The following is a 24,300-nucleotide window of genomic DNA, read 5'->3' on the forward strand; positions in this document are numbered from 1 at the left end:
CCCACTATGTTGTATAGAAAACCAACTTGCGAGTCTGATGATGCGAGCCAGGAAACCACCCGAACCTGTGGCCAAGCCGCAGATCGAGCGGTGCCGCGAAGCCGCGCGGGAACTCGGGTGCGATGAATATGAAGAGAAGTTCTGGGAAGAGGTGGTGCGGGTAGCGCGGTACAAGCCAATGCGCGATCCGGCAAAGACAGAGAGCGAATGAGAAGGCCGCCACAACGAGTCGAGCGGATTATGTACCTATTTTAGCCGTGTGATTGCGAAGTATATAATCGCCGAAAAAACGGCCAACAGACAAAGATGGACCGCGTCAAGCCAAAATCGGCACTGCTAATCCGACTGATCCGAATGGTGGCTAGCCAAAGGCTCTGGCATTCGTCACATTAGGAACCGGAAACGTCATAAGCGAATCAATGGACCTGTCTTTCGATCTGCTGGGTAACGCCCTCGTGTCGGGACTGCTGCTGGGCGGCTTTTACGCTGCCGTGACGATTGGAGTGTCGATCTCATTCGGCATGCTCGATATCGTCAATATCGCGCATCCCGCATTCGTCATTCTGGGATCCTACACGGCTTATATCGCCAACAGCGTGTTTGGGTTCGATCCGATTTTGGCCAGTATCGTCTTGCTGCCGGCATTCTATTTGCTGGGGGTGGCGATTTATCACGTGTACGACGTCTCATTCGAGCGACGAGGAGACGCATCGATCCGTGGCCTGGCATTCTTTTTTGGCATCCTGTTTATCACCGAGGTGACCTTGGTGCTGGTTTTTGGTGTGGACTATCGGCTGGTCGATGCGCCGTACATTGGGCCGAGTCTTCACATCGGGGTCATCGATCTGCCGCTGCGGCTACTCATCCCATGCCTCGTATCGTTGGCTCTTATCGGCACACTGCAACTGTTTATGTCATACACGTTTGTCGGCCGAGCGGTACAGGCCGTAGCCCAAGATCCCATGGCATTGCGGTTGATGGCCGCGGACCCCAGCCGGATCAAACGAATTGCCTTTGGACTTTCAATCGCCAGTGCTTCGATTGCCGGAGCGATTCTGATCGTCATTCAGCCGGTCGAGCCGTCGATCGCCCGTGACTATATTGGCCGGATTTTTGCGATCTGCGTTATGGGCGGTTTGGAAAGTTTCGGTGGCATGGTGATTGCCGCGATGATCCTGGGAATCATGGAGAGTCTGACCTCGACCTTCTATGGACCGTCCTGGTCACCTGCGGTCGCCTTCGGTTTCCTATTGCTCACACTGGCAATACGACCCGCGGGTCTGTTCGGACGCCGCTAATGCATAATATCCGCTTCACCCTGCTGGCCTTGGTCGCCGCGGTCGTCACGTTTGCTGTCGCTCGGCTGATCGACAATGCCTATGTTTTTTTTGCTGGTTACGTCGTGCTGCAATACGTCGTGCTGGCGACGGCTTGGAATATTCTTGGTGGCTACACGGGCTACGTGAATTTCGGTACCGCGGCGTTCTTCGCCCTGGGGGCATATACGTCCGTCGTATTGCATAAGACAGTCCCGCTGTTACCGCTGCCAGTGATGATGTTGCTGGGCGGTATGATCTCGGGCATTATCGGCCTCGGGATGGGGTATCTGACGCTACGATTGCGTGGCACGTATTTCTCGATCGCAACACTCGCGATGGCGGTTGTTGCACAAACCTTGATAACGAACTGGAACTTTGTCGGAGGATCGCGAGGCGCATACATTATCCGGCCGGCCGAATCACCTCTTTTCGCCGGCGATTACATTCAATATCTATTTGTTATCATGCTGTTGCTGTCGGTAATATCTGTCTCGATCGCTCGGGCCATCCAGCATTCTCGTCTTGGCTATGGCTTTTCGGCTATCCGTGACGATGAACTCGCCGCTGAGGCATCCGGAGTGCCGACTTTGCGGCTAAAGTTGATCGCCACTACTATTTCGGGAGGTTTGATGGGTATGGCTGGCGCGCCGCTGCCCTACTACGTGACGTATCTCGATCCTGCTTCCGGCTTCAGCTTGAGCTATGCCATTAACACCATCGCCATGCCACTGATCGGTGGTACCGCTACCTGGTTCGGACCTGTAATCGGGGCAATTTTGCTTGGTACACTCCAGCAACTCGCGACGGTGACGATATCTTCGGCGTTATCCTTATTGCTGGTTGGCCTGCTGCTGGTGGGCTTTGTGATTGCCGCTCCGAAGGGTATCGTGGGTTGGCTCAGCCGATGAGCAACGTACTTCTGACTGTAGCCGGACTGGGCAAACGGTTCGGTGGGTTTGTCGCTCTTTCCGAGGTGGCGCTACAGATTGTGGAGGGCGAGCGCCTAGGATTGATCGGCCCGAATGGTTCCGGCAAAAGCACCTTAGTGAATTGCTTGTGCGGCACGCTGCATAATGACTCCGGACAGGTGACCTTCGGTGGGCGCAAGCTGAACGGACTGTCCGCGCATCAGCGAACAAGGCTTGGTATAGCGCGCAGTTTCCAATTGCCCCGACCGTTCCCGACATTGACGTTGGCGGAAAACGTCCGCGTTCCAATTCTATATACCGCGAACATCAAACGGGGCAGGGTCGTGGCGGATCCACGACAGCGCTGCGAGGAATTGCTCGATCTGGTGGGTTTGCTGCCCAAGGCCAATGACAAACCCGCTGACTTGACCCAAATCGAGATGCGGAAGTTGGAACTCGCTCGGGCGATGGCATCCGAACCACGCCTGCTCATCGCTGATGAGGCCATGGCTGGTTTGTCGCACCAGGAAGTGAACGATATCCTGGCGTTATTGATGAAGCTGAACGGCCAAGGCGTCACCATCATCATGATCGAGCACATTATGCGGGCGGTGCTGGCGTTTTCTCAGCGCCTTGTAGTGCTGGTTGCCGGGCGCAAGATAGCGGACGGGTCTCCACAGGACGTCATTCGTCAACCCGATGTCGTGGCGGCTTATCTTGGCAGCTAGTCTTTCAATCACCGGTTTAGATGCCGGTTATGGCGCGGTGCGGATATTGCACGATGTTTCACTGTTCGTCGCCGAGGGCGAGACGGTCGCATTGTTGGGTACTAATGGAAACGGCAAATCGACCCTGATGAAAAGCATCATGGGTATCGTGCGACCAACGGCGGGATCTATCGTCGCGACGATAGACGGTGCCGTGCACGAACTTATCGGTATGTCCGCTGAGGCGATCGTCGACCTTGGAATTGGCTTCGTACCGGAGGGACGCCGTTTGTTTCCGCGGCTTACCGTAATGGAAAATTTGCTGATGGGTGCCTTCCGCAAGAAAGCCCGACCAGTCATCCAGCAAAATTTGGCTTTCTGCTTCGAGGTATTCCCTCGTCTGGCCGAACGCCGAAAACAGCTCGCGGGGTCCATGAGTGGCGGTGAGCAACAGATGCTGGCGCTTGGCCGAGCACTGATGTCGGCGCCTCGGCTGCTGCTGATCGATGAGCCTTCAGTGGGATTGGCACCGCTATTGGTGACGCGAACGATCGATAAGATCCAGGAGTTGAAAAATAGCTTCCAACTCGCGGTGCTGATGGCCGAGCAGAATTTCACGCAGGCAATCCGGATTGCTGATCGCGGCTACGTTATCGTCCATGGCCACATCGCATTCGAGGGGGGATCGGCCGACGAACTGAATAATAATGAGTTAATTCGGGAGTTCTACTTAGGGGCATAATTGTGTCCATTATGACTCATTCTGGATTCTAGGGTAGTGAGATAGCTCTGAAGCCATGGCGGCAAGACTCGTCTCATACCAGTTCGCGTTGAGACCGATTTGCCGCTGGTGCCCGCCTAATCATGCCGATATCGAGTCAAGCCTGACATCGACTCCGGTCGGCACACACGCCCTTCGCCGTTCCATCCAAAGGCAGAAATGGCGAGCCATCTCCCACAACGACCACGAGAGGCGGTTTCAGCGTATCACTTTTTCGATGGACTGGCATAATATCGCAGCTTAGCAATGACTACGATATAGGATGGCCGATTCGAGGCCGTCGGTTTCTCACTTCTCGGGCGTCGTCATGGCTGTCGCGATGCTGGTAATCTCACCTCTCATAGACGACGACAGGTGCGATTGATCTGATCTGTTGGCATTGACGGCGCGATTGGTGCGTTGCCCGGATTGTTTGGGTCAAGCGGCGATCGGCGATGGGTCACGACAAGAAGCAGCGGTACCGCCTGTACTACCGTTGCAAGGGCTGAGGCGTTCTCTTCGACGGCCTGGTCGGAGTGATGCTGGCCTTCCTTCGCCGAAGCGGCCTCTGGAATGCAGCTGAACGCAGATGCGCAAGAGCCGAGCCTCAACGGGCGGCCGTCCGAGGTGTAACCAGAACACCTCTGGACAACCCAGACCAACGACCGTTAACCCTTCGTAAGGGGCCGAACGCTATGCATTCGGCCCACCCCGGAGGTGAACGCCGATGCTCGTCGCCGCTATTCTCGCCGTCGTCCTGCTGGCCGTGGCCGCCCTGTACGTCCACGACAAGCGGCAGGTCCACCATACGATCCTGCGCAACTACCCGATCATCGGCTACTTCCGGTATTTCGCCGAAACCCTCGGCGAGTACATGCGGCAATACCAATACCTGCCCGACTGGTCAGAACGCCCGTTCAATCGTTTGGAGCGCGCCTGGGTCTACCGTTCGGCCAAGGGTGTCTCCAACCTCCGCAGCTTCGGCAGCGAGAATGTGCCGGCCTTCGTCTTCCGCAACGCCGCCTTCCCGGTGCTGGATGAGGAAAAGAAGCCCTATCCCGGCAAGCAGATCGGCCTCAGCGACGGACCCGGCGCCTACCGGCAACCGTATTTCGCCAAAACCTTCTTCAACATCAGCGGCATGAGCTACGGCGCGCTGAGCCCGGCCGCGGTGCTGGCCCTGTCGCGCGGTGCCAAGCTCGCCGGCATCTGGATGGCAACCGGTGAGGGCGGGCTGGCCCCCAACCACCTCGCCGGCGGCTGCGACATCATCATGCAGATGGGGACGGCGAAATACGGCGTGCGCAACCCCGACGGCACGCTCTCCGAACCCAAGCTGCGAGAGATCGCCGCCCACGAACAGGTCCGCATGTTCGAGGTCAAGCTGGCCCAGGGTGCCAAGCCCGGCAAAGGCGGCATCCTGCCCGGCGCCAAGGTCACGGCCGAAATCGCCGCCATCCGCGGCATCCCGCAGGGCCAGGACAGCATCAGCCCCAATCGCCACCACGATATCGGCAATGTCCGCGAACTCGGCCAGTTCATCGAGCGTGTGCGCGGCATCACCGGCAAACCCGTCGGCGTCAAATTCGTTGCCGGCGATACCGAATTCCTGGAAGCCTGGTTCGAGGACTGCATCATCCACCCGGAAGGCTGCCCCGACTATGTGCAGATCGACGGCGGTGAGGGCGGGACCGGTGCCGCGCCGTCCGCGCTGATCGACTATGTCGGGCTGCCGATCACCATCGCGCTGCCCATGGTCGCCGCCGCTCGGGAACGCCACGGGCTGGAGGACCGCATCCGCATCATTGCTTCCGCCAAGCTGATCACCCCGGACAAGGTGGCATGGGCGTTGTGCATGGGGGCGGATTTCGTGTCCTCGGCGCGCGGGTTCATGTTCAGCCTGGGCTGCATCCAGGCGATGAAGTGCGGCACCGGCCAGTGCCCGACCGGGGTGACCGCTGCCAATCCAAGACTGATCGCCGGCCTGGACCCGACCGACAAAGCCGCTCGGGTTGCACACTATGCGATGCAGGTGCGGGAGGAGGTGGAAATCATCGCCCATACCTGCGGGCTGACCGATCCCACCGGGTTTCGCACGAAACACGTGACGGAGATCGAACGCGGCGTCGGCGGCTTCCGCGCACCGCAAGGCAGCGACTGACGGTTTATACCAGCCGCCGTTAAGTTTAACCCTTCTGCTGACGTCATGGCCGGAACACGCATAGCGCGCGCGACCATGACGACATCCAACAATCGGTATCAACGGCGTTTGATATTACCGCGTGGCGTTCTGCGGGGCGGGGATATCGTCGCCGGCCGCCTTACCCGGGGCGTTGCCTGCCAGATTCGAAAACGTCCCCTTCAGCTGGTCAAGCTCCTCCTCCGTCAGGTCTTCCAGGTCCAGCAGCTTGTTGCGAGCATCCTGGTTGACACGGATCAGCTCATCCAGCTTCAGGTGCAGCGCCGACATGTCCCGGTTCTGCGTATTTTGGATCAGAAAGACCATCAGGAACGTGACGATCGTCGTGCCGGTGTTGATGACCAACTGCCAGGTATCCGAGTAGTTGAAGACCGGACCCGTGACTGCCCAAACGACAATCGCCACACAAGCAACGATGAAAGTCGACGCTCGGCCGCACTGGCGGGACGCCCACAGTGCGATCTCTGAAAACAAGGCACTGCCATGATGGTCCTTCTTGGACGGACCATCGCCCGAGCGGCCTGTGTCGTTCATGTTCGCTCCAGATAATCGTGTCTGGAACGACAGATGCCGCGCCATCACTGCCGGAACAAGATGGCCACGCTTCACCGATGCGGCATGACGGCGGGACGGGTCAGGCCTGCGCCCCGCGCACCAGACGTCCAGGCAGCCGCCCTGTGGAGACACCGTCACGGCTCACGATCTCGCCCGAGAGCACTGTCGCCACGTAACCGTCCGCCCGCTGCATCAGCCGCCGCCCGCCGGCCGGCAGATCGTACACGACATGCGGCGCGCGTAGCGTTAGCTTGCCATGGTCGATCACGTTCAGGTCAGCTTTCAGGCCCGGCGCGATCACGCCTCGGTCCCGCAGCCCCAGCGCCCATGCGTTGTCTCGCGTCAACCGCCGTACCATCCACTCCACCGGAAACCGCCCGGATGCCCGGTCTCGAGTCCAATGCGTCAGCCCGTACGTCATCGCCGACGCGTCGCACAGGATGGACACGTGCGCCCCGCCGTCACCCAACCCGATCAGCGTATTCGGATGCGCCATCATCGCGCGCACCGTCTCCAACGTCCCATCGGCGTAGTTACTGAGCGGACGATACAGGATCGTGCGCCCGTCATTTTCCAGCAGCCGGTCGTAGGCTAGCCCCGCCGGATCGACGCCTAAACGCCGAGCCTCCGCGCCGATGCTGCGATCGGCTGGGGGTTCGTAGTCGGCGGGGTCGCCGAGGGGGAAGATGCGGTCCCAGCGGTGCAGGCGGTTCGTCATGACCGGACCACCCGGCGTCTCCTCCAGCAGCCTGGCCCGCAACGACGGATCGCGCAGGGCGGCAATACGCGCGGGGAACGGCAGATGCGCCACCTGCTGCCAACTCGGGCATTCGACGAACGGGTTCTGCGAGATCTCGAACCCCAGCATGATGCCGGTCGGCCGTGTCAGCACCATGCCGGTCATCGCCTGCCCGGCCGCATTGGCCTCGGCGATCAGATCGAGCAGGCGGCGCCATTCCGCGGGCTTCGAGTCACGCTCCAGCACCGTCGTCGTCATCGGCCTGCCGGACAATGCGACCAGCCGGCGCAGCATCGCAAACTCCGGTTCAATGGTGTCGCCGAAATCGGAAATCACCTGCAGCCATCCCATGCCGGTTTCGCCGATGGCTCGGGCGATGGTGGACAGTTCCTCCTCGGCGGCGTCCAGGGTTGGCGTCGGCTGACCATCCACGGTCTTATGGTTCAGCGTCCGAGACGTCGAAAACCCCAGCGCTCCCGCCCTGATTCCTTCCGCCGCCAGCCTGGCCATTGTCGCACGATCGGCTTCGGTGGCGGGTTCGCGGGCCGCGCCACGTTCGCCCATGACGAAGACGCGCAGGGCCGCGTGTGGCACCTGGGCGGCGATGTCCATGTCGAAATGGCGGGCGTCGAGGCGATCGAGGTACTCCGGGAAACTCTGCCAGTCCCACGGCAGGCCCTCGGTCAGGACAGGTTCGGGGATGTCCTCCACCCCCTCCATCAGCCGCACCAGCATGTCGCGCTGGTCTGGCTTGCAAGGCGCGAACCCGACGCCGCAATTGCCCATCAGCGCCGTGGTGACGCCGTTGCTGGAACTGGGAGACAGATGGTTCGCCCACATCACCTGCGCGTCGTAATGCGTGTGCGGATCGACGAAACCGGGCGTGACTAGCATGCCGCGCGCGTCGATTTCCTCGGTGCCACGACTAGGGATTTTCCCCACCGCGGCGATACGACCACCGGCGATGCCGACATCGGCCTCGAACGGTTCGCCGCCGGTCCCGTCCACAACAAGGCCGCCGCGAACGACCAGCGTCAGAGCATCCGTCATCGATTGTCTCCTCCCTCACCAACGGAAGGCTAGGGCATTTCCGCCGCGACAGGAAACAACCGGGGAGGCCGCGAGGGTTGGCAGAAGATCAGGACTGTGCAAGCTGGACCGGATACCAAGGACATACGAGCAAAGACGCGAGCCGCGGAAGGGATAGAGAATGTCGGAGACCAAGGAAAAACCAACGCAAGGCCACCACCAAAATCCGAACACCCAAGCGGTGCGTGTCGCGTTCAATCCACTACGGCCAACCGAGAAGCCGCAGGAATACTATGACGAGATCAAACAGAAATTCGCCGAGGCCCGCGACCTCCGCGTCGGCTACCGTCCGGAGGGACGGGCGCAATACACCTCGGAGCTGACCGGTGAGCTCGCCAAGTATGAAAGCGATCCCTGGGTCGAGACCCGTCAGGAACGCGACCCGATCAACGATTACGTCGAATGCCTGTTCATCGGCGGCGGCTTCTCCGCGCTGCTGACCGCCGCTCGGCTGCGGGAAAAGGGCGTGGAGAGCATCCGCATCGTGGAACGCGGCGGCGACGTCGGCGGCACCTGGTATTGGAACCGCTACCCCGGCGTGGCCTGTGACGTCTCCGCCTACGACTACATGCCTCTGCTGGATGAGCTGGGCCACGTGCCGAACAGCTTCTTCGCCAAAGGGCCGGAGATCTACGCGCACTGCCAGAAGATCGCCCAAACGTACAATCTCTACGAACTGGCGGTGTTCCAGACCACCGTCACGGCAACGGAATGGGATGAAAAAGCCAAACTCTGGCGCGTCACCACCGACCGCGGCGACACCATGTCCGCCCGCTTCGTGATCTGCGCCAACGGCACGCTGTCCAAGCCGAAACTATCCAAGATCGAGGGGATGGAGACGTTCAAGGGCTACTCCTTCCACAGCTCCCGCTTCGACTACAATTATACCGGCGCCGATCTGTCGAACCTGAAGGACAAGGTCGTCGGCATCATCGGCACCGGCGCCTCGGCCGTGCAGATCATCCCGCGTGTCGGACGAGCGGCGAAGGAACTGTATGTGTTCCAGCGCACGCCATCGGCCATCGACATCCGTGACGATATCCCGACCGACCCCACGTGGGCGGCGTCGCTGCAGCCGGGGTGGCAGAAGGAACGCATCCGCAAGCACGTGGAAACCACCGCGCCAGGCTACGGCCTGACCGAGGAGCAAAAGCGCGACCTGGCCGCCCTGCCGCGCGACGTCAAAATCCAGCGCCAGGAAAACCAGAACATCGAACATCAGATGCGCATCCACGCGCGTGTCGAAGAAATCGTGAAGGACAAGGCCACCGCCGAGGCGCTGAAGCCCTGGTACATGCATCGCTGCAAGCGGCCCTGCTACGACGACGAATACCTGCCGACGTTCAACCTGCCGAACGTGCATCTGGTCGACACCAACGGCAAAGGCGTCACCGAGATCAACGAACGCGGCGTCGTGTTCGAAGGCAAGGAATACCCGGTCGACGTGCTGATCTACGCCACCGGGTTCGAGGTCCAGGTCACCGGCATCTACAACGACATCCGCGGTGAAAACGGCCTGAGCCTGAACGACAAATACGCCGACGGCATGCGCACCGTGTTCGGCATTCACTCGGCCGGCTATCCGAACCTGTTCATCATGGGCGGCTACCAGGCGTCGTTCCAGTTCAACCTGACCTTCATGTTGCAGACCCAGGGCCAGCACATCGCCGAGTGCATCAAGTTCGTCCGCGACAGCAATCACACGACGATCGATGCCTCGGCGGAAACCGAGGAATGGTGGGTGCAGGAAGTCATCCGCCACCGCGGCAAGACCAACCGCAATGCGGAATGCACCCCCGGCTACTATAATTTTGAGGGTGAATCGAACCGCCGCCAGGACGGCAACTACAACGGCGGCATGAAGCAATACGTCGAGCATCTGGCGAAGGTGCAGAAGGAGTTGCCGCAGCACTTCCGCTTCGGCTGAGGGCTTCCCGACCGTCCGGACGGTTCCGGACGGTCTCATCCCGCGTTCACGCATGCCCGAGGCGCGCACGAAACCGGTGGCCGGCCCACCCGTTTCGCGATAGACCGCGCGCCACACTATCGAGGCCTGCCATGAACCGGATTGCCGACCTTGCGAACGCTGAACTCCAGGCGCTGCACGGCAGTGTGCGGGCCGAATACGACGCCTTCCGGGCGCGCGGCCTGAAACTGGACATGACGCGGGGGAAACCGGCGGCGGATCAGCTCGATTTGGCCAATGAGATGCTGGCGTTTCCCGGAAATCGCGACCATTTCAGCGAGGCCGGCGACGACGCCCGGAACTACGGCGTCCTGCAAGGGTTGCCGGAAGCGCGGGCGCTGTTCGCGCCGATGCTGGGCGCGCCGGCCGACCAGGTCTTCGTCGCCGACAATTCCAGCTTGGCGGTCATGCACGACTGCATCGTCTGGGCGCTGCTGAAGGGCGTGCCGGGATCGACCGAACCGTGGGGCAAGACGACACCCGCCTTCATCTGTCCGGTTCCCGGCTACGACCGCCATTTCGCCCTGTGCGAGGAATACGGCATCCGCATGCTGTCCGTCCCCATGACCGGCCACGGCCCGGACATGGACGCGGTTGAAAGCCTCGCCGCCGACCCGTCGGTGAAGGGCATGTGGTGCGTGCCGAAATACTCCAACCCCAGCGGCGAGGTGTATTCCGACGAAACCGTCCGCCGGCTGGCCGCGATGCGCACCGGTGCGCCGGATTTCCGGCTGCTCTGGGACAATGCCTACGCGGTGCATCATCTGACCGAGAAGCGGCACGAGGTCGCCAACATCCTCGATGCCTGTGCGGCGGCCGGGAACCCGGACCGGGCCTTCATCTTCGGCTCGACGTCGAAGATCACCATCGCGGGGGCGGGTCTGGCGTTCTTTGCGTCGTCACCCGCCAACCTGGCATGGTTCATGGCACGCGTGTTCAAACGGACCATCGGTTCGGACAAGCTGAACCAGCTTCGCCATGTGCGGTTCCTGAAAAACCAGGCCGGGCTGATGCGTCACATGGACGGCCACCGAGCACTTCTGGCGCCGAAATTCGCCGCCGTGGCCCGCGCGCTGGACAGCCGGCTGGCTGGCACCGGCGCGGCGACCTGGGCCAAGCCGGACGGCGGCTACTTCATCGGTTTGGACGCCACGCCCGGCACCGCGAAACAGGTGGTCGCGCTGGCGAAGGACGCCGGCCTGGCGCTGACCGCGGCCGGGTCCACCTGGCCGCACACCCGCGATCCGAACGACAGCAATCTGCGCCTTGCCCCGACGTTTCCCTCGCTTGCCGATGTCACGGTTGCATCGGAAGGGATCGCGCTGTGCATCCTGCTGGCGGCGATCGAGAAGCAGGGCATGCAGCGGGCGGCCGCCTAATCCGGGGTGTCGCCTGAGCCGTCGGTCCACGTCGATCGGGGCATCCGCGCTTCAACGAAAGCGTGGATGCCAGTTCATCCTCGCGTTCGGTCGCGGTATTTTCGGTCCCGCTTGCGGTAAATGATTATTGAGGATTTATCGTTACAAGCCGTTGCATGGCATGGGCGAATCTCGCATAGTCATGCCCCCGTGACTTGCCATACCCATAGGCAGCCCATTGTCGTGCTAAAATCGATTTTCGGAACCGATACAGGCCGGCGGATCCCGCGAATCGCCAGGCAGGCCGGCCCACTTTGAATCGGGCCGACGGGAACGTCCCAAAAACCATAAAAGGGCCAACCCGGTGTCCGTAACCGTTCTACCATCGATCGTCACTGGCGTCGGCCGGTTCATGTCGCGCCGGAAGTCGACTGAACCGCGTCTGCCATGGCTGGCTATGCTGCCCCTCGATATCGGCCTGTTCCTGAAAAGCGCGCGCACCGACGCCAAAATCGCTCGGGCGAAACGGCGGGACGGGACGACCGCGGCATTCGAGACCGCGTATCGCGAATCCGAGGATCCCTGGGCATCGGCGTCGCCACGCTATCGCTATCAGGGGCTGAAATACGACCGGCTGGTCGCTCTCCTGCCGCGTAAGCGATTCGCCAACGCTCTCGACCTAGGTTGTGGCCTTGGATTGCTCTCCCAGAAACTGACCAACCGGGCCGAACGTGTCCTGGGAATCGATATCGCGCCGGCCGCGATCGAGCACGCGCGCCGCCGTGGCGCGGCCTTCGACAACCTTGCGTTCGAACCGGGCGACATCTTGAACCTGCCGTCGTCGCTCGATGGTAAGTTCGATCTCGTGGTGGTCGCGGACGTGCTGTATTATTTGTCGCCGCTGGATGAGGGTATTTTGCACGCCGTCGTGCGCCGCATCGCCGACCTGCTGACGCCCGGCGGAACCTGTCTGTTGGCCAACCACTTCTTCTTCGCCGCCGATCCGGATTCCAAGGTGTCGCGCAAAATCCATCGCGCGTTCAAGGCATGCCCGCGCTTCACCGTCACGTCGGAACATCGCAGAGCGTTCTTCCTGGCCACCTTGTTTTCCGAACGGCCGTCCCTGCTTCCCGCCTGATGCGCGGCTTGCTGCTGATGGCCCTGGCCGCCGTTCTGGCGGCGGGGATGGGATGGACGTTCTTCGCGACCTGGGCCGACATCGCGGCGATGGGCGCAGGCGTGCTGGGCGCGCTGTGGACCTTGCCGGTCCTGATCGGCGTGCATCTGATCCAATTGCTGCTGTCCAGTCTTTCCTGGTGGCTGCTGTTCGCCAGGCCGGCCCCCTCGATCGTCACCTGTTTTCGTCTGCGGCTGATCCGCGAGGGTATCGACAGCCTGCTGCCGGTCGCACAGATCGGCGGCGAGGTGATCGTCGCGCGCATGCTGACGAAACGCGGCATCGAGGCGGCGCAAGCTGGTTCGGGCGTGATCGTCGATGTGTCCCTGGAAGTGCTGTCCCAGGCCGTCTTCCTGCTGAGCGGAATCGGTGTGCTGGCGCTGGTGGCGGATGGCGGCCGATCCACCGAATGGTTCGGAACGCTGGCCCTGGCGGCGGTCGCGGCTGGCGGCTTCCTGCTCGCGCAGCGCTTCGGCCTGCTGCGGCTATTGGAAATGCTGACCGACCGGATCGCCCGACAATTTCCCGGACTGGCGAATGTGTCGCTGACCGGTCTGCACGCCGGGGTGGCAGCGGTCTACCGCCGAGGCCGCGTGCTTTCCGCCGCGACCCTGTTGCACGTCCTGTCCTGGTCGCTCGGTACGATCGAAACCTGGATCATTCTGTACGCGTTGGGTGTGCCCGCCAGCCTGCCGCAGGCGTTGGTAATCGAAAGCCTCGGCATGGCGGCGCGCACGGCGGGATTCGCGATACCCGGCGCCCTGGCCGTGCAGGAGGGCGGGTTCGCGCTGGCGGCATTGTCGGCCGGACTTCCCGAGTCCGCCGGGCTGTCGCTGTCCCTGGTCAAACGGGCCCGCGAAATCCTCGTCGGTCTCGCCGGTATGGTCCTGGCCTGGTTGGGCGGCGGCTTTCGATAGGGTGCGGGCGTCCAGCGGCGTGTTGACCGGTATCAGGCCATCGTCCAAGATTCCATTCGCGCAAGCCGGAACGATCACAGGAAACGTCATGTCACTCGCTATCACCCGGAGGGCGGCGCTCGCCGTATCCGGTGCCGCCGCCGCCGCCCCGCTGCGCCGCGCCCCTGCCGCCGACCGTTCGACCATTCGGATTGGCGTGCTGACCGACCTGAACGGGCCGAACGCCAACGGCACCGGACAGGGGTCGGTCGTCGCGACCAAGCTGGCGGTTGAGGATTTCACTCGCCAGCATCCGGATGTCGACGTGCAGGTACTGGTCGCCGACTACCAGAGCAAGCCCGACATCGCCCAGTCGATCGCGCGCGACTGGTTCGGCCGGCAAGGGGTCGATTTCATTTCCAACGTCAACAATTCCTCCGCCGCGCTGGCGATCGCGACGTTGGTGCGGGAGAAGGACAAGGCCGCGATCTTCACGACGCCCGCCAGTTCCGACCTGACCGGCAAAGCGTGCAGCCCCAATCACGTGCAATGGACCTATGACACCTATTCGCTGGGGTCATGCACCGGCAAGGCAATTGTGGCGGAGGGCGGGGACACCTGGTTCTTAATCGCCGCCGACTACACATTCGGCAAATTTCTGGCCTCCGATACGGCGCGTGCGGTGACCTCGGTGGGTGGGAAGGTCGTTGGGCAGATATCACATCCGTTCCCTGATACGACCGATTTCTCCACCTTCCTGCTGCAGGCGCAGGCCAGCGGCGCCAAGGTCATCGGGCTGGCGAACAGTGGTGAGAACACGGTGAACTGCGTCAAGCAGGCGGCCGAGTTCGGTATCGCCAAGCGGGGCCAGAAGCTGGCGGCGCTGCTGCTGACCATTCCGGATGTGCACGGGATCGGCCTCGCCACGGCGCAGGGCCTGCTGCTGACCGAGGCGTGGTATTGGGACATGAACGACCAGACCAGGGCTTTTGCAAAACGTTACGCGCCGAGGATGGACGGCAAGATGCCGAACATGCTGCAGGCAGGGGATTTCTCGGCGATCACCCACACGCTGAAAGCCATGCAGGCGATGGGCGTGGCGAAGGCCAAGGCCAGCGGCAAGGCGCTGATCGCACAGATGAAGGCGATGCCGGTGGAGGATGAGGCGTACGGGAAAGGCTCGATACGAGCAGACGGGCGGGTGATGAACCCGATGTATCTGTTTCAGGTGAAATCACCGGCCAAAAGCCATTACCCGTGGGACTACTACCGTCTGGTGCGGACTGTTTCGGCGGAGGACGCGTTCCGGCCGTCGCACGACGGCGGTTGCCCGATGGTGGCCGGGTAGGACGCATTTAAAACCAGCGGCCATTGACGTTGACACATCAACCCCGTCATGGCCCGGACTGTCGTGTACAGACCGGAGTCAAGCCTGACAGATGTTCGGAGACCTTCCTGACAGGTGCGATGTCGCCTTTGGTGTCCAAAACGGTCGGCTAGCCGGCGGCGAACCGCCTCTCCTGATCCATCGGTGTGGTTTCCTGGTTCGGCTGCACAGAGCCGTTTCCTCGTCCCGGCCTGCATTCTTCGGGGCCTTGCGCGCGGCCACCCTCAAGCCCGCTGCGCGCCGCTTCGCGGTGGCTGGCGCCAGGCTTGACCGCGGCCGCGCGCAAGGCCCCGAAGAATGCAGGCCGGGCAGAACCATGCCGTCACACCGTAACCAAACCAGCCGAGCGGTCCGAGACCTTCCTGACCGCCGCGGTTTTGCCGGCCTGGTCGCGCAGATCGACTTCGGCGATCAGAAAACGCATGAAATACGCCCGCCACACACCATCGGTGGCGGTCGGACGGAACGCCACGTCCAGCCCGGCGAAGGCCTGCGACAGCTTGACCCGCCAACCGCGGAAGCATGTGGCCCCATCCTGATGCACCCGGCGCACTACGTCCTCGGCATAGTAATCCGGCATCGCCAGAGCCTCGGCGAAGGCCACCTGGCTGACCCGGTAGCGGCTTTGCGGTACCGCCAGTCCCAGAGCCTCGTGCGGGCGTTCGGTGTTGTAGATGCGGCGGAACGCGTCAAACGCCGCCTGGCAGGCGATCAGGTCGGCGAACCGGTTCGCCTGCAGCAGTTCGACCGTCAGCGTGCGATGGAACCGCTCCTCTTTCCCTTGCGTCTGCGGATGGCGCGCCCGGCCATGATACAGCCGGATGCCCACCCGCATCAGCCAAACCTCCATCGCTGTGTAGCCGGTGGCCCCGCTGCCGCCCCAGGGCGAGCCATTGTCGGCCAGCATCGCCACCGGCAAGCCATGGCGGCGGAACAGGTCGGTCAAATGCGCCTTGACCGTCTGCTCGGTCTCATTGGCACAGGCGATCACCCCGATCGAGTAACGGCTGTGATCGTCCAGCACCGTCAACGGATGGCAGCGGCCTCGATCCATCGCGATGTGGCCCTTGAAGTCCATTTGCCACAGCTCGTTCGGCGCCGACCGCTCGAACCGCTGTGGCGGTGTCCGCTGCTCGCTTTCGGCCGGGTCGAGCAGGCCGTGGCGGCGCAACACCTCCGTCACCGTCGAGGCGGCCGGCACCCGTGTGACGCCAAGGTCGCGCAGCCGTTGCCCGAGCTTCCGCCCGCCCCAGCTTGGACGGATACCCCGCAGGTCGACGATATGGCTTTCGATCTCCGGGGCGCAGCGGGTGGGGCTGGTCAGCGGGCGGCTGGAACGATCCCGCAGACCCGCCTCGCCCTCCGCCCGGTAGCGGCGCAGCCAAACGTAGCCGGTCTCCCGGCTGATGGCGAACCGGCGGCACAGTTCGGCGACACTGATGTCACCTTGTTCGACCAGACGCACGAATTCCCGCCGACTGTCCATGACCGTTCCAGATTTCCACGGCATCGCTGGCGCTCCATTGCTCCAGCGATCCTAAAGTGTCAGGAAGCTCTCCGAACACCTGTCAGGAAGGTCTCCAGTCTGTACAACAACAACAACAACAACAACAAGCCGGGCCATGACGGGAATGAAAGGTCGATGTCAACGGCGATTGGTATAAAACCATTACGGTACGGTTCTTTCTGGAACGTTCCTCTGCCGGGTGGAAACATCCGGCATGCCTCTCACCGCCATGGCCGGGACGAGTCAGGCCATGGCGGTGACGCAATTACACACGGGCGTCCAACGCGGCGGTTCCAGTCACGGTAGAACGCTCTAAAACTCCGCTGCCCGTAACGAACGCGCCAACCGATCCAACACGGCGTTCGCCAGACCAGGTTCCGGTCCGGTGAAGAAGCCACGGGCGATATCCAGGTATTCGTTGATCACCACTTTCGCCGGCGGGCCGCCCGTCATCGACAATTCGGCGGCGCCGGCGCGCATCAGCGCCCGCAGCACGGGGTCAATCCGCGCCAACGGCCAGTCGTCAGGCAGGGCGTCGATCAGCATCGGGTCGATGGCATCCTGGCGCCGCACCGCTTCCCGCACCACGCGGCTGAACAGCGGCACCTCGGCGTCCGGGATGCGGCCGTCTTCAAACCCGTCCTGACCCTCCAGCACGCCGAGGCGATGGCGGACGAACTGATCGATCACCGTTTCCGGATTGTCGCCGGCCTGCTCCGCCTGGAACAGTGCCTGCACGGCGGCGACCCGGGACGCGGTGCGCGTCCGGGTTTTCGGTCCCTTGCCCATCAGGCCGCGCCGAGGTGACGGGCGGCGTTGATCTGCAGCAGTGCTGCGGCGGCGGCCTCGGCGCCTTTATTGTGGCCATCCTGGCCGGAGCGGGCCTCGGCCTGCTGGATGGTGTCGCAGGTCAGCAGACCGGTGCCCAGCGCGATACCGAATTGCAGGGCAACCGCCATGATGCCGTCCATCGTCGCTTTGCAGATGAAGTCGTAATGATCGGTCTCGCCCTTGACGATACAGCCCAGGGCGATGAAGCCATCAAAGCGGCGGTTGCCGCGCAGGGCGATGCGGATCGCCTGGGGCAGTTCGTAGGCGCCCGCGACGTCCAATGTCTCGGCCGTGGCGCCGGCCTCTTTCAAAATCCGCTGCGCGCCGGTGCTCAGCCCATCCACCACGTCGCGGTAGTAAGGTGCCCGTATGATCAGCAAATGCGGCGATGGCCCTTCGACATGCGGCGCGCTCGGCAGTTCGGCGTCTTGAGTGCTCATCCTTCGTAACTCACGCCGACGACGTTGGGGATCGGCCGCTGCTCGACGATGTTCAGCCCATAACCGTCCAGGCCGATGACGGTGCGGCGGCTGTTGGTGAGCAGGATCATGTTCTTCACGCCCAGGTCGAGCAGGATCTGCGCGCCGATGCCGTAATCGCGCAGTTCCCGTTGCGGACGCCGTGTCCCGGCGGCAGCGAGGGCCCGTACCCGTTCGGCCAGCGCTGTGGGGCGGTGTTCACGGATCATCACCACAGCGCCACGGCCGGCATTGCTGATCATGTGCATGGCGTTATGCACGGCGATCCAGTGCGGGGAACCGGTCATGTCGTCCAGCAGATCGACCGCATGCATGCGCACCATCACCGGTTCCGGGCCGCTGACGTCGCCTTTGATCAGCACCAGATGCTCCTGATACTCGACCGTGTTGGCATAGACGATCACGCGCCAGTCGCCGCCGGCGGCGTGGGTGTAGGCACCTTCCTCGACCTTGCGCACCAGGCGTTCGGTCAGCCGCCGATGCGCGATCAGGTCGGCGATGGTGCCGAGTTTCAGGTTGTGGTGCTGCGCGAAGGTGACCAAGTCCGGCAGGCGGGCCATGGTGCCGTCGTCGTTCATGATCTCACAGATCACCGCCGACGGGTTCAGCCCGGCCTTGCGGGCGATATCGACCGATGCCTCGGTATGGCCGGCGCGCACCAGGGTGCCGCCTTCGCGCGCCAGCAGCGGAAACACGTGCCCCGGCGTGGTGATGTCGTCGCGCGTGCTATCGGGGTTGATCGCCACGGCCACCGTCTTGGCACGATCGGCGGCGGAGATACCGGTGGTCACACCCTCGCGTGCCTCGATCGACACGGTGAACGCCGTCTGGTGCCGCGTGCCGTTCTGCTGGCTCATCAGCGGCAGGCCGAGTTTTTCGACACGGTGCTGGGTCAGCGCCAGGCAGATCAGGCCGCGGGCGTGACGCGCCATGAAGTTGATGGCGTCCGGCGTCGCGAACTGCGCGGGGACCACCAGATCGCCCTCGTTTTCGCGGTCTTCGTCATCCACCAGGATGAACATCCGGCCGTTGCGGGCTTCCTCGATCAGTTCCTCGGCGGAGGACAGATACTTGGACAACTCAGCGGTGGCGAGTTTTTCGTGCAGGTTTTCCATCAGGCGGTCTCCGCCAGGCGAGCAACGTAGCGCGCGAGGGTGTCGATCTCGATATTCATTGGATCGTTTGGCTTCAGTGTCCCGAACCCCGTGACCGAGGCGGTGTGTGGAATGATGTTCACCCCGAAGGTATCGCCCGTGACCTCATTGACAGTCAACGATACGCCGTCCACGGCGACGCTGCCCTTGACCGCGATGAAGCGGGAAATGTCCTTGGGAACGCGGAAAACCCAGCGTGTAGAAGCATTTTCCGTCGTCGCCGAGACCGCGTGGCCGACGCCGTCGACATGGCCAGAGACCAGGTGGCCGCCGAGTTCATCGCCGAGGCGCAGTGACCGCTCCAGATTGACCCGCGATCCGACTTGCCACGTTCCCAGCTTGGTGTGGGCCAGGGTTTCGGCGGAGGCATCGACGGCGAACCATCCGGCGCCGAATTCGACCGCGGTCAGACAGCACCCGGAACAGGCGATCGAAGCGCCCAGCGCCACCGGCGGTTCGGTCAGGAAGGTTTCAGGCGTTTCGATCACCAGGCGCATGTCGTGGCCTTGGGCAATCGGGTCGATGGATCGGATGTGGCCGAGGGCGGTTATGATGCCGGTGAACATGGTCTCTGCCTGGTGAACTCCGACAACATGTCGTCGCCGATTACGGTTATGCAATCCCGGCGGAAGCGCGGCATGTGCGCGAGGGTCTCGGTCCCGAACGCCTGGACGGCGGGCCAACCGTCGCCGCCCATGACCGACGGGGCGTGAAACCAGGCGATGCGGTCCACCAGGTCGGCGCGTAGCAGGGCGGCGGCGATCTGGCCTCCGCCTTCGACCAGCAGGCGGGTCAGGCCGGCTGTTCCCAGGGCGGTCAGCGCGGCTTTCAGGTCCACGCCAGCCGTCGAGCCGGGCACCTTGATCAGCCTGGCACCAAGGTTGGTGAAGGCTTCCTCGCGGGCGAGGTTGGTGCCCTCGCGGAGCAGAAACCAGGTCGGGATGTCGGCGGCGGTGACCAGCAGGCGGGAGGTCAGTGAAGTCCGCAAGTGGCTGTCGGCGATGACCCGGACGTTGGGGGTGGGACGGAAGCCTTGGATGCGGCAGGTCAGGTCCGGATCGTCGGCCAGGACGGTGCCGACGCCGACCATGACGGCGTCGTGCCGGCCACGCATCGCGTGGGCGAGGCGGCGCGCCGGGGTGCCGGTGATCCATTGGCTTTCCCCCGAGTGTGTGGCGATGCGGCCGTCGAGGGTGGAGGCTAGTTTTAGCGTCACCATCGGGCGGCCGAGGGTGACGCGCGTGGTGAACCCGATGAGGGTTTCCAGGGCCTCGGCTTCCAGGATACCGGTTTCGACCTGGATGCCGGCGGTTCGGAGCTGCTGGAGGCCCTTGCCGTTGACGCGGGGGTCGGGGTCGGTCGCCGCGACAACGACGCGGGCGATCCCGGCGGCGATCAGGGCGTTGGTGCAGGGGGGGGAGCGGCCGAAGTGGCAGCATGGTTCCAGCGTGACGTAGGCGGTGGCGCCTTTCGCGTGGTCGCCGGCCATGGCGAGGGCGGTGGGTTCGGCATGGGGGCGGCCGCCGGGGGCGGTGTGGCCTCGTCCGACGACGCGGTTGTCATGGACGATGACGCAGCCGACGGAGGGGTTGGGCCAGGTGGTGCCCAGGCCCCGCCGCGCCAGCGCCAGGGCGGCACGCATGTGGGTGAGATCGTGGGGGGAGGTGGGCAACTGGTCCCCGTTTAAACTGTCACGGCGGAGATGGGGCTATCCGTCATGGCCCGGCGTGTCCGGGCCATCCGCGCTTCACCGCTGGTGCGAAGATGGCCGGGACACGCCCGGCCATGACGGGAAAACCGCAGCCGGTCGTCGCCGTTGGATGGCATGCTCTACTCCTCCGCCACCGGACCCAGGCCGCCGACGAAGTCCTCGAAGTCCTTGGCTTCGCGGAAGTTGCGGTAGACGCTGGCGAAGCGGACATAGGCGACTTTGTCCAGCTCCTTCAGCGTATCCATCACCAGCTCGCCGATCTGCTTGCTGGGGATGTCGCTGTCGCCCGACGCCTCCAACTGCCGCACCACGGAATTGACGATCCGCTCGATCCGCTCCTCCTGGATCGGCCGCTTGCGCATCGAGATCCGGATCGACCGAGCCAGCTTGTCCCGATCGAACGGCACCCGCCGCCCATCCGACTTTACCACCGTCAGTTCGCGCAACTGCACCCGCTCAATCGTGGTGAAGCGCTGGCCGCAATTGCCGCAGAACCGCCGCCGGCGGATCGCGCCGTTATCCTCGGTGGGACGGCTGTCCTTCACCTGGGTGTCGTCGAAACCGCAGAACGGGCAGCGCATGGCGACCTACCGATACAGCGGAAAACGAGCGCAAAGTTCCTTTACCCGCACCCCGACCGCCTGTTCGACCGCGGTGTTGGTGCCGTCATTGGACCGTCCAAGCCCCTCCAGAACCTCATTGATCATAAGACCGATATCCCGGAATTCCTCGACCCCAAATCCGCGCGTGGTTCCGGCCGGAGACCCCAGCCGCACGCCAGAGGTAATCGCCGGCTTTTCCGGATCAAACGGGATGGCGTTCTTGTTGGCGGTCATATGTGCGCGTTCCAGGCTGGCCTCGGCTGCCTTGCCGGTGACATGCTTGGGGCGGAGATCGACCAGCATCAAATGGCTGTCGGTCCCGCCGCTGACGATATCCAGCCCCTGCTGCTTCAGCGTCTCCGCCAGCACACGGGCATTGTCCTGCACCGCCTTCTGATACGCCTTGAATTCCGGCTTCAGCGCCTCCCCGAACGCAGCCGCCTTGCCGGCGATGACATGCATCAGCGGCCCGCCCTGCAGGCCGGGGAACAGGGCCGAGTTGATCTTCTTCCCCAGTTCCAGGTCGTTGGTCAGCACCATGCCGCCGCGCGGCCCGCGCAGTGTCTTATGCGTCGTCGTGGTGACGACATGCGCATGCGGCAACGGGCTGGGAAACAACCCCGCCGCCACCAGCCCGGCGAAGTGCGCCATATCCACCATGAAATACGCACCAACCTCGTCCGCCACCTTGCGGATCCGAGGGAAATCGATGAACCGAGGATACGCCGACCCACCAGCAATAATCAGCTTCGGCTTTTCGGTGCGGGCGAGGCGTTCCAGTTCCTCGTAATCCAGGATGCCGTCTTCCTTGCGGACGCCGTATTGGATCGGACGGAACCATTTTCCCGACAGGTTCGGCGCCGCGCCGTGGGTCAGATGTCCGCCAGCGGCGAGGCTCATGCCCAGGATGGTGTCGCCGGGCTTTATCAGCGCCAGAAACACGGTCTGGTTGGCCTGTGCGCCAGAATGCGGCTGCACATTGGCGAATTCGCAACCGAACAGCTGTTTCGCTCGGTCGATCGCCAAGTTTTCCGCCACATCGACGTAGACGCAACCGCCGTAATAGCGGCGGCCGGGATAACCCTCGGCGTATTTGTTGGTCAGCACCGATCCTTGGGCTTCAAGCACGGCGGCGGAGACGATGTTCTCCGACGCGATCAGTTCGATGCCGTCCTGCTGACGACCCAGTTCCGACCGGATGGCGGCGGCGAGTTCAGGATCGGTCTCCGCCAAAGGGGCGGAGAAGAAGCGTTGGATACTAGGCTGGTTCATCGAACTTCCACGGTTGCCATTTACCGTGATCCTGTAGCATGCGCAGCATGAGCGACAAACCTGAACTGTTGTGTGCGACTCCGGCGGTGGTTCAGATTGCTTCCATGCCTGTGCCGTTGATCGTTCCCTTGCCCGACCTTGCCGCGACGGAAGCCCTAGCCGTCCGGCTGGTTTCGATCGCTCGGGCCGGCGACTGCATCCTGCTGGAGGGGTCGTTGGGCGCGGGGAAAACCGCGTTCGCCCGGGCATTCCTGCGAGCGGCGGCGGACGATCCGGCGATGGAGGTACCCAGTCCGTCGTTCACTTTGGTGCAGATCTATGACACGAAAATTGGATCGGTGTTTCACTACGACCTTTGGCGTCTGGAGGGGTCCGATTCGTTGGCTGAGCTGGACTGGGACGACGCGTTGGATGGTGTTGTGCTGGTGGAATGGCCGGATCGGCTGGGCCCGTTGCGGCCAGAGGACGCGTTGACCGTCATTCTGCGACTCCGAGACGACGAGGCGCGAGAGGCGACGCTGGTGGGGTGGGACGGGCGGATCGGATCCCTAATCCCCTCGGATCAATCGAGTGTGGGGAATGTTCCGGCGAGAGCAGTCCCGTCCTTTCGCCATGGCCGGGACACGCCCGGCCATGGCGAAAGGACGAAGCGCGACGATAAGGCGGCGGCCAGCGACAATGGCGCCTGCACGTGACTCGCGACGAGCAGATCGCGGTTTTTCTGGCTCGCAACGATTATGCGCCCAGCGATGCGGAACCGCTGGCGCAGGATGCAGGATTCCGGCGTTATCTGCGGATCACGGGCGATCGGCCGGCCGTCCTGATGGATGCGCCACCGCCGGAGGATGTTCGTCCATTCCTTCGTATCGCGGCCCATCTGCGCCGGATCGGCTTGTCGGTGCCCGCGATTTTCGCCGCCGATGAAACCCGGGGCCTGATCCTGGAGGAAGACTTTGGCGACGATCTGCTGTCCCTCCTGCTCGACCGGGGTGACGCACCGGACGCGCTGCTGGATGCCGCCGTCGATGCCTTGGTCATCATGCAACGCGCGCCTCCGCCGGATGGCCTGCCAGCGTGGGACGCTTCGGCGATGACCTCGACCGTGCTGGGAACACTGTTCGATTGGTGGTGGCCGGCCCGCTTCGGCATGCCTGCTCCGATCGCCGCCCGAGACGACGTGGCGGCGGCGCTGGCGGCCATGCTGGAACCGGTCGCAAACGGGCCGCGCTGTTTCGTCCATCGTGACTACTTCGCCGGCAATCTTCTGCGCCTGCCAAACCACCGTATCGGGGTCATCGACTTCCAGGGGGCTGCGATTGGGCATCCGGCCTACGATCTGGTGTCCCTGCTGCAGGACGCCCGCCGGGACATTCCGCCGGCTTGCCGCCGACGTGCCCTGGAACGGTACCTGACCGCACGACCTGAACTGGATTCGACAACATTCCTGGCAGCGTTCACCGCTTGCGCGGCACAGCGGCATCTTCGTGTCGCCTGCCAGTGGGTGAGGCTTGCCCTGCGCGACGGGCGGCCGCAATACCTCGCGCACGGGCCGCGGACGTGGTGCCTGCTGGCGGACGCTCTGTCCGAACCGGCGGCCGAACCGCTCGCGATCGCCTTGAACCGTTGGATACCGGTCGCCGAACGTGGCAATCCGGCCGGACTGAGTGAAGCCAGGATCTGACC

23 protein-coding genes are annotated in these 24,300 nt (G+C 63.2%); 13 read left to right on the forward strand and 10 right to left on the reverse strand.

The features are described from left to right. The 6 genes from GSQ89_RS16390 to GSQ89_RS16415 all read left to right on the forward strand — a co-directional run. Nucleotides 1–211 (forward strand): hypothetical protein (locus GSQ89_RS16390; protein ID WP_216856208.1); only part of this gene is annotated, 211 nt, incomplete at its 5' end. Nucleotides 212–419: 208 nt separating this feature from the next. Continuing rightward, nucleotides 420–1,298, forward strand: a complete 879-nt coding sequence (locus GSQ89_RS16395) for a branched-chain amino acid ABC transporter permease (RefSeq protein ID WP_158927094.1) — start codon at nt 420–422, stop codon at nt 1,296–1,298. Then, the gene (locus GSQ89_RS16400) at nt 1,298–2,227 is read left to right on the forward strand and encodes a branched-chain amino acid ABC transporter permease (protein ID WP_158927096.1); all 930 of its coding nucleotides are present in this window, start codon (nt 1,298–1,300) and stop codon (nt 2,225–2,227) included. Before GSQ89_RS16395 ends, GSQ89_RS16400 begins: the two co-directional genes overlap by 1 nt. Next, nucleotides 2,224–2,955, forward strand: coding sequence for an ABC transporter ATP-binding protein (locus GSQ89_RS16405; RefSeq protein WP_158927098.1), 732 nt, complete (start codon nt 2,224–2,226; stop codon nt 2,953–2,955). The genes GSQ89_RS16400 and GSQ89_RS16405 overlap by 4 nt, the downstream gene beginning before the upstream one ends. Then, entirely contained in the window at nt 2,945–3,676 is a 732-nt protein-coding gene (locus GSQ89_RS16410) for an ABC transporter ATP-binding protein (protein ID WP_216856209.1), read from the forward strand. Before GSQ89_RS16405 ends, GSQ89_RS16410 begins: the two co-directional genes overlap by 11 nt. A gap of 745 nt (nt 3,677–4,421) precedes the next feature. Beyond that, nucleotides 4,422–5,855 (forward strand): FMN-binding glutamate synthase family protein, encoded by a 1,434-nt coding sequence (locus GSQ89_RS16415; protein WP_158927102.1) that lies wholly within the window; start codon nt 4,422–4,424, stop codon nt 5,853–5,855. Between the two features lie 114 nt (nt 5,856–5,969). On the opposite strand, the gene GSQ89_RS16420 is transcribed toward GSQ89_RS16415, so the two are convergent. Both GSQ89_RS16420 and GSQ89_RS16425 read right to left on the reverse strand, forming a co-directional pair. Next, complete coding sequence (locus GSQ89_RS16420) at nt 5,970–6,428, reverse strand: low affinity iron permease family protein (protein ID WP_158927104.1); 459 nt, start codon at nt 6,426–6,428, stop codon at nt 5,970–5,972. Nucleotides 6,429–6,528: 100 nt separating this feature from the next. Continuing rightward, complete coding sequence (locus tag GSQ89_RS16425) at nt 6,529–8,238, reverse strand: amidohydrolase family protein (RefSeq protein WP_158927106.1); 1,710 nt, start codon at nt 8,236–8,238, stop codon at nt 6,529–6,531. Nucleotides 8,239–8,398: 160 nt separating this feature from the next. Here GSQ89_RS16425 and GSQ89_RS16430 point away from each other — a divergent pair, with 160 nt between their 5' ends. The 5 genes from GSQ89_RS16430 to GSQ89_RS16450 all read left to right on the forward strand — a co-directional run bounded on the left by GSQ89_RS16430 (nt 8,399) and on the right by GSQ89_RS16450 (nt 15,022). After that, nucleotides 8,399–10,204 carry an NAD(P)/FAD-dependent oxidoreductase gene (locus GSQ89_RS16430; protein ID WP_158927108.1) on the forward strand — a complete coding sequence of 602 codons (1,806 nt, stop codon included), beginning with the start codon at nt 8,399–8,401 and terminating at the stop codon, nt 10,202–10,204. A 131-nt stretch (nt 10,205–10,335) separates the two neighbouring features. Then, entirely contained in the window at nt 10,336–11,622 is a 1,287-nt protein-coding gene (locus GSQ89_RS16435; RefSeq protein ID WP_158927110.1) for an aminotransferase class I/II-fold pyridoxal phosphate-dependent enzyme, read from the forward strand. Nucleotides 11,623–11,965: 343 nt separating this feature from the next. Continuing rightward, the gene (locus GSQ89_RS16440; protein ID WP_158927112.1) at nt 11,966–12,739 is read left to right on the forward strand and encodes a class I SAM-dependent methyltransferase; all 774 of its coding nucleotides are present in this window, start codon (nt 11,966–11,968) and stop codon (nt 12,737–12,739) included. Nucleotides 12,740–12,756: 17 nt separating this feature from the next. Then, the gene (locus GSQ89_RS16445; RefSeq protein WP_254073256.1) at nt 12,757–13,695 is read left to right on the forward strand and encodes a lysylphosphatidylglycerol synthase domain-containing protein; all 939 of its coding nucleotides are present in this window, start codon (nt 12,757–12,759) and stop codon (nt 13,693–13,695) included. A gap of 88 nt (nt 13,696–13,783) precedes the next feature. Further along, nucleotides 13,784–15,022, forward strand: a complete 1,239-nt coding sequence (locus GSQ89_RS16450) for an ABC transporter substrate-binding protein (RefSeq protein WP_158927116.1) — start codon at nt 13,784–13,786, stop codon at nt 15,020–15,022. 361 nt (nt 15,023–15,383) lie between these two features. On the opposite strand, the gene GSQ89_RS16455 is transcribed toward GSQ89_RS16450, so the two are convergent. The 8 genes from GSQ89_RS16455 to glyA all read right to left on the reverse strand — a co-directional run bounded on the left by GSQ89_RS16455 (nt 15,384) and on the right by glyA (nt 22,617). After that, the gene (locus GSQ89_RS16455; RefSeq protein ID WP_254073240.1) at nt 15,384–16,571 is read right to left on the reverse strand and encodes an IS481 family transposase; all 1,188 of its coding nucleotides are present in this window, start codon (nt 16,569–16,571) and stop codon (nt 15,384–15,386) included. 309 nt (nt 16,572–16,880) lie between these two features. Next, on the reverse strand, nt 16,881–17,357 hold the full coding sequence (gene nusB, locus GSQ89_RS16460; protein WP_158927118.1) for a transcription antitermination factor NusB: 477 nt from the start codon (nt 17,355–17,357) through the stop codon (nt 16,881–16,883). After that, nucleotides 17,357–17,839, reverse strand: coding sequence for a 6,7-dimethyl-8-ribityllumazine synthase (gene ribH, locus GSQ89_RS16465; protein ID WP_158927120.1), 483 nt, complete (start codon nt 17,837–17,839; stop codon nt 17,357–17,359). Before ribH ends, nusB begins: the two co-directional genes overlap by 1 nt. Next, complete coding sequence (ribB, locus tag GSQ89_RS16470) at nt 17,836–18,993, reverse strand: 3,4-dihydroxy-2-butanone-4-phosphate synthase (protein WP_158927122.1); 1,158 nt, start codon at nt 18,991–18,993, stop codon at nt 17,836–17,838. Before ribB ends, ribH begins: the two co-directional genes overlap by 4 nt. Then, entirely contained in the window at nt 18,993–19,598 is a 606-nt protein-coding gene (locus GSQ89_RS16475) for a riboflavin synthase (RefSeq protein WP_158927124.1), read from the reverse strand. Before GSQ89_RS16475 ends, ribB begins: the two co-directional genes overlap by 1 nt. Next, on the reverse strand, nt 19,580–20,674 hold the full coding sequence (gene ribD, locus GSQ89_RS16480; protein WP_158927126.1) for a bifunctional diaminohydroxyphosphoribosylaminopyrimidine deaminase/5-amino-6-(5-phosphoribosylamino)uracil reductase RibD: 1,095 nt from the start codon (nt 20,672–20,674) through the stop codon (nt 19,580–19,582). Before ribD ends, GSQ89_RS16475 begins: the two co-directional genes overlap by 19 nt. Nucleotides 20,675–20,862: 188 nt before the next feature. Further along, entirely contained in the window at nt 20,863–21,324 is a 462-nt protein-coding gene (gene nrdR, locus GSQ89_RS16485; RefSeq protein ID WP_158927128.1) for a transcriptional regulator NrdR, read from the reverse strand. A 6-nt stretch (nt 21,325–21,330) separates the two neighbouring features. Continuing rightward, nucleotides 21,331–22,617: a serine hydroxymethyltransferase gene (glyA, locus tag GSQ89_RS16490; protein ID WP_158927130.1), complete on the reverse strand. Its 1,287-nt coding sequence runs from the start codon at nt 22,615–22,617 to the stop codon at nt 21,331–21,333. 47 nt (nt 22,618–22,664) lie between these two features. Here glyA and tsaE point away from each other — a divergent pair, with 47 nt between their 5' ends. Both tsaE and GSQ89_RS16500 read left to right on the forward strand, forming a co-directional pair. Further along, nucleotides 22,665–23,312: a tRNA (adenosine(37)-N6)-threonylcarbamoyltransferase complex ATPase subunit type 1 TsaE gene (gene tsaE / locus GSQ89_RS16495; protein WP_371734260.1), complete on the forward strand. Its 648-nt coding sequence runs from the start codon at nt 22,665–22,667 to the stop codon at nt 23,310–23,312. After that, the gene (locus GSQ89_RS16500) at nt 23,309–24,298 is read left to right on the forward strand and encodes an aminoglycoside phosphotransferase family protein (RefSeq protein ID WP_254073241.1); all 990 of its coding nucleotides are present in this window, start codon (nt 23,309–23,311) and stop codon (nt 24,296–24,298) included. The genes tsaE and GSQ89_RS16500 overlap by 4 nt, the downstream gene beginning before the upstream one ends. Nucleotides 24,299–24,300: the final 2 nt, after the last annotated feature.

It is taken from the genome of Acidisphaera sp. S103 (genome assembly GCF_009765975.1).
Taxonomy (GTDB): domain Bacteria; phylum Pseudomonadota; class Alphaproteobacteria; order Acetobacterales; family Acetobacteraceae; genus Rhodopila.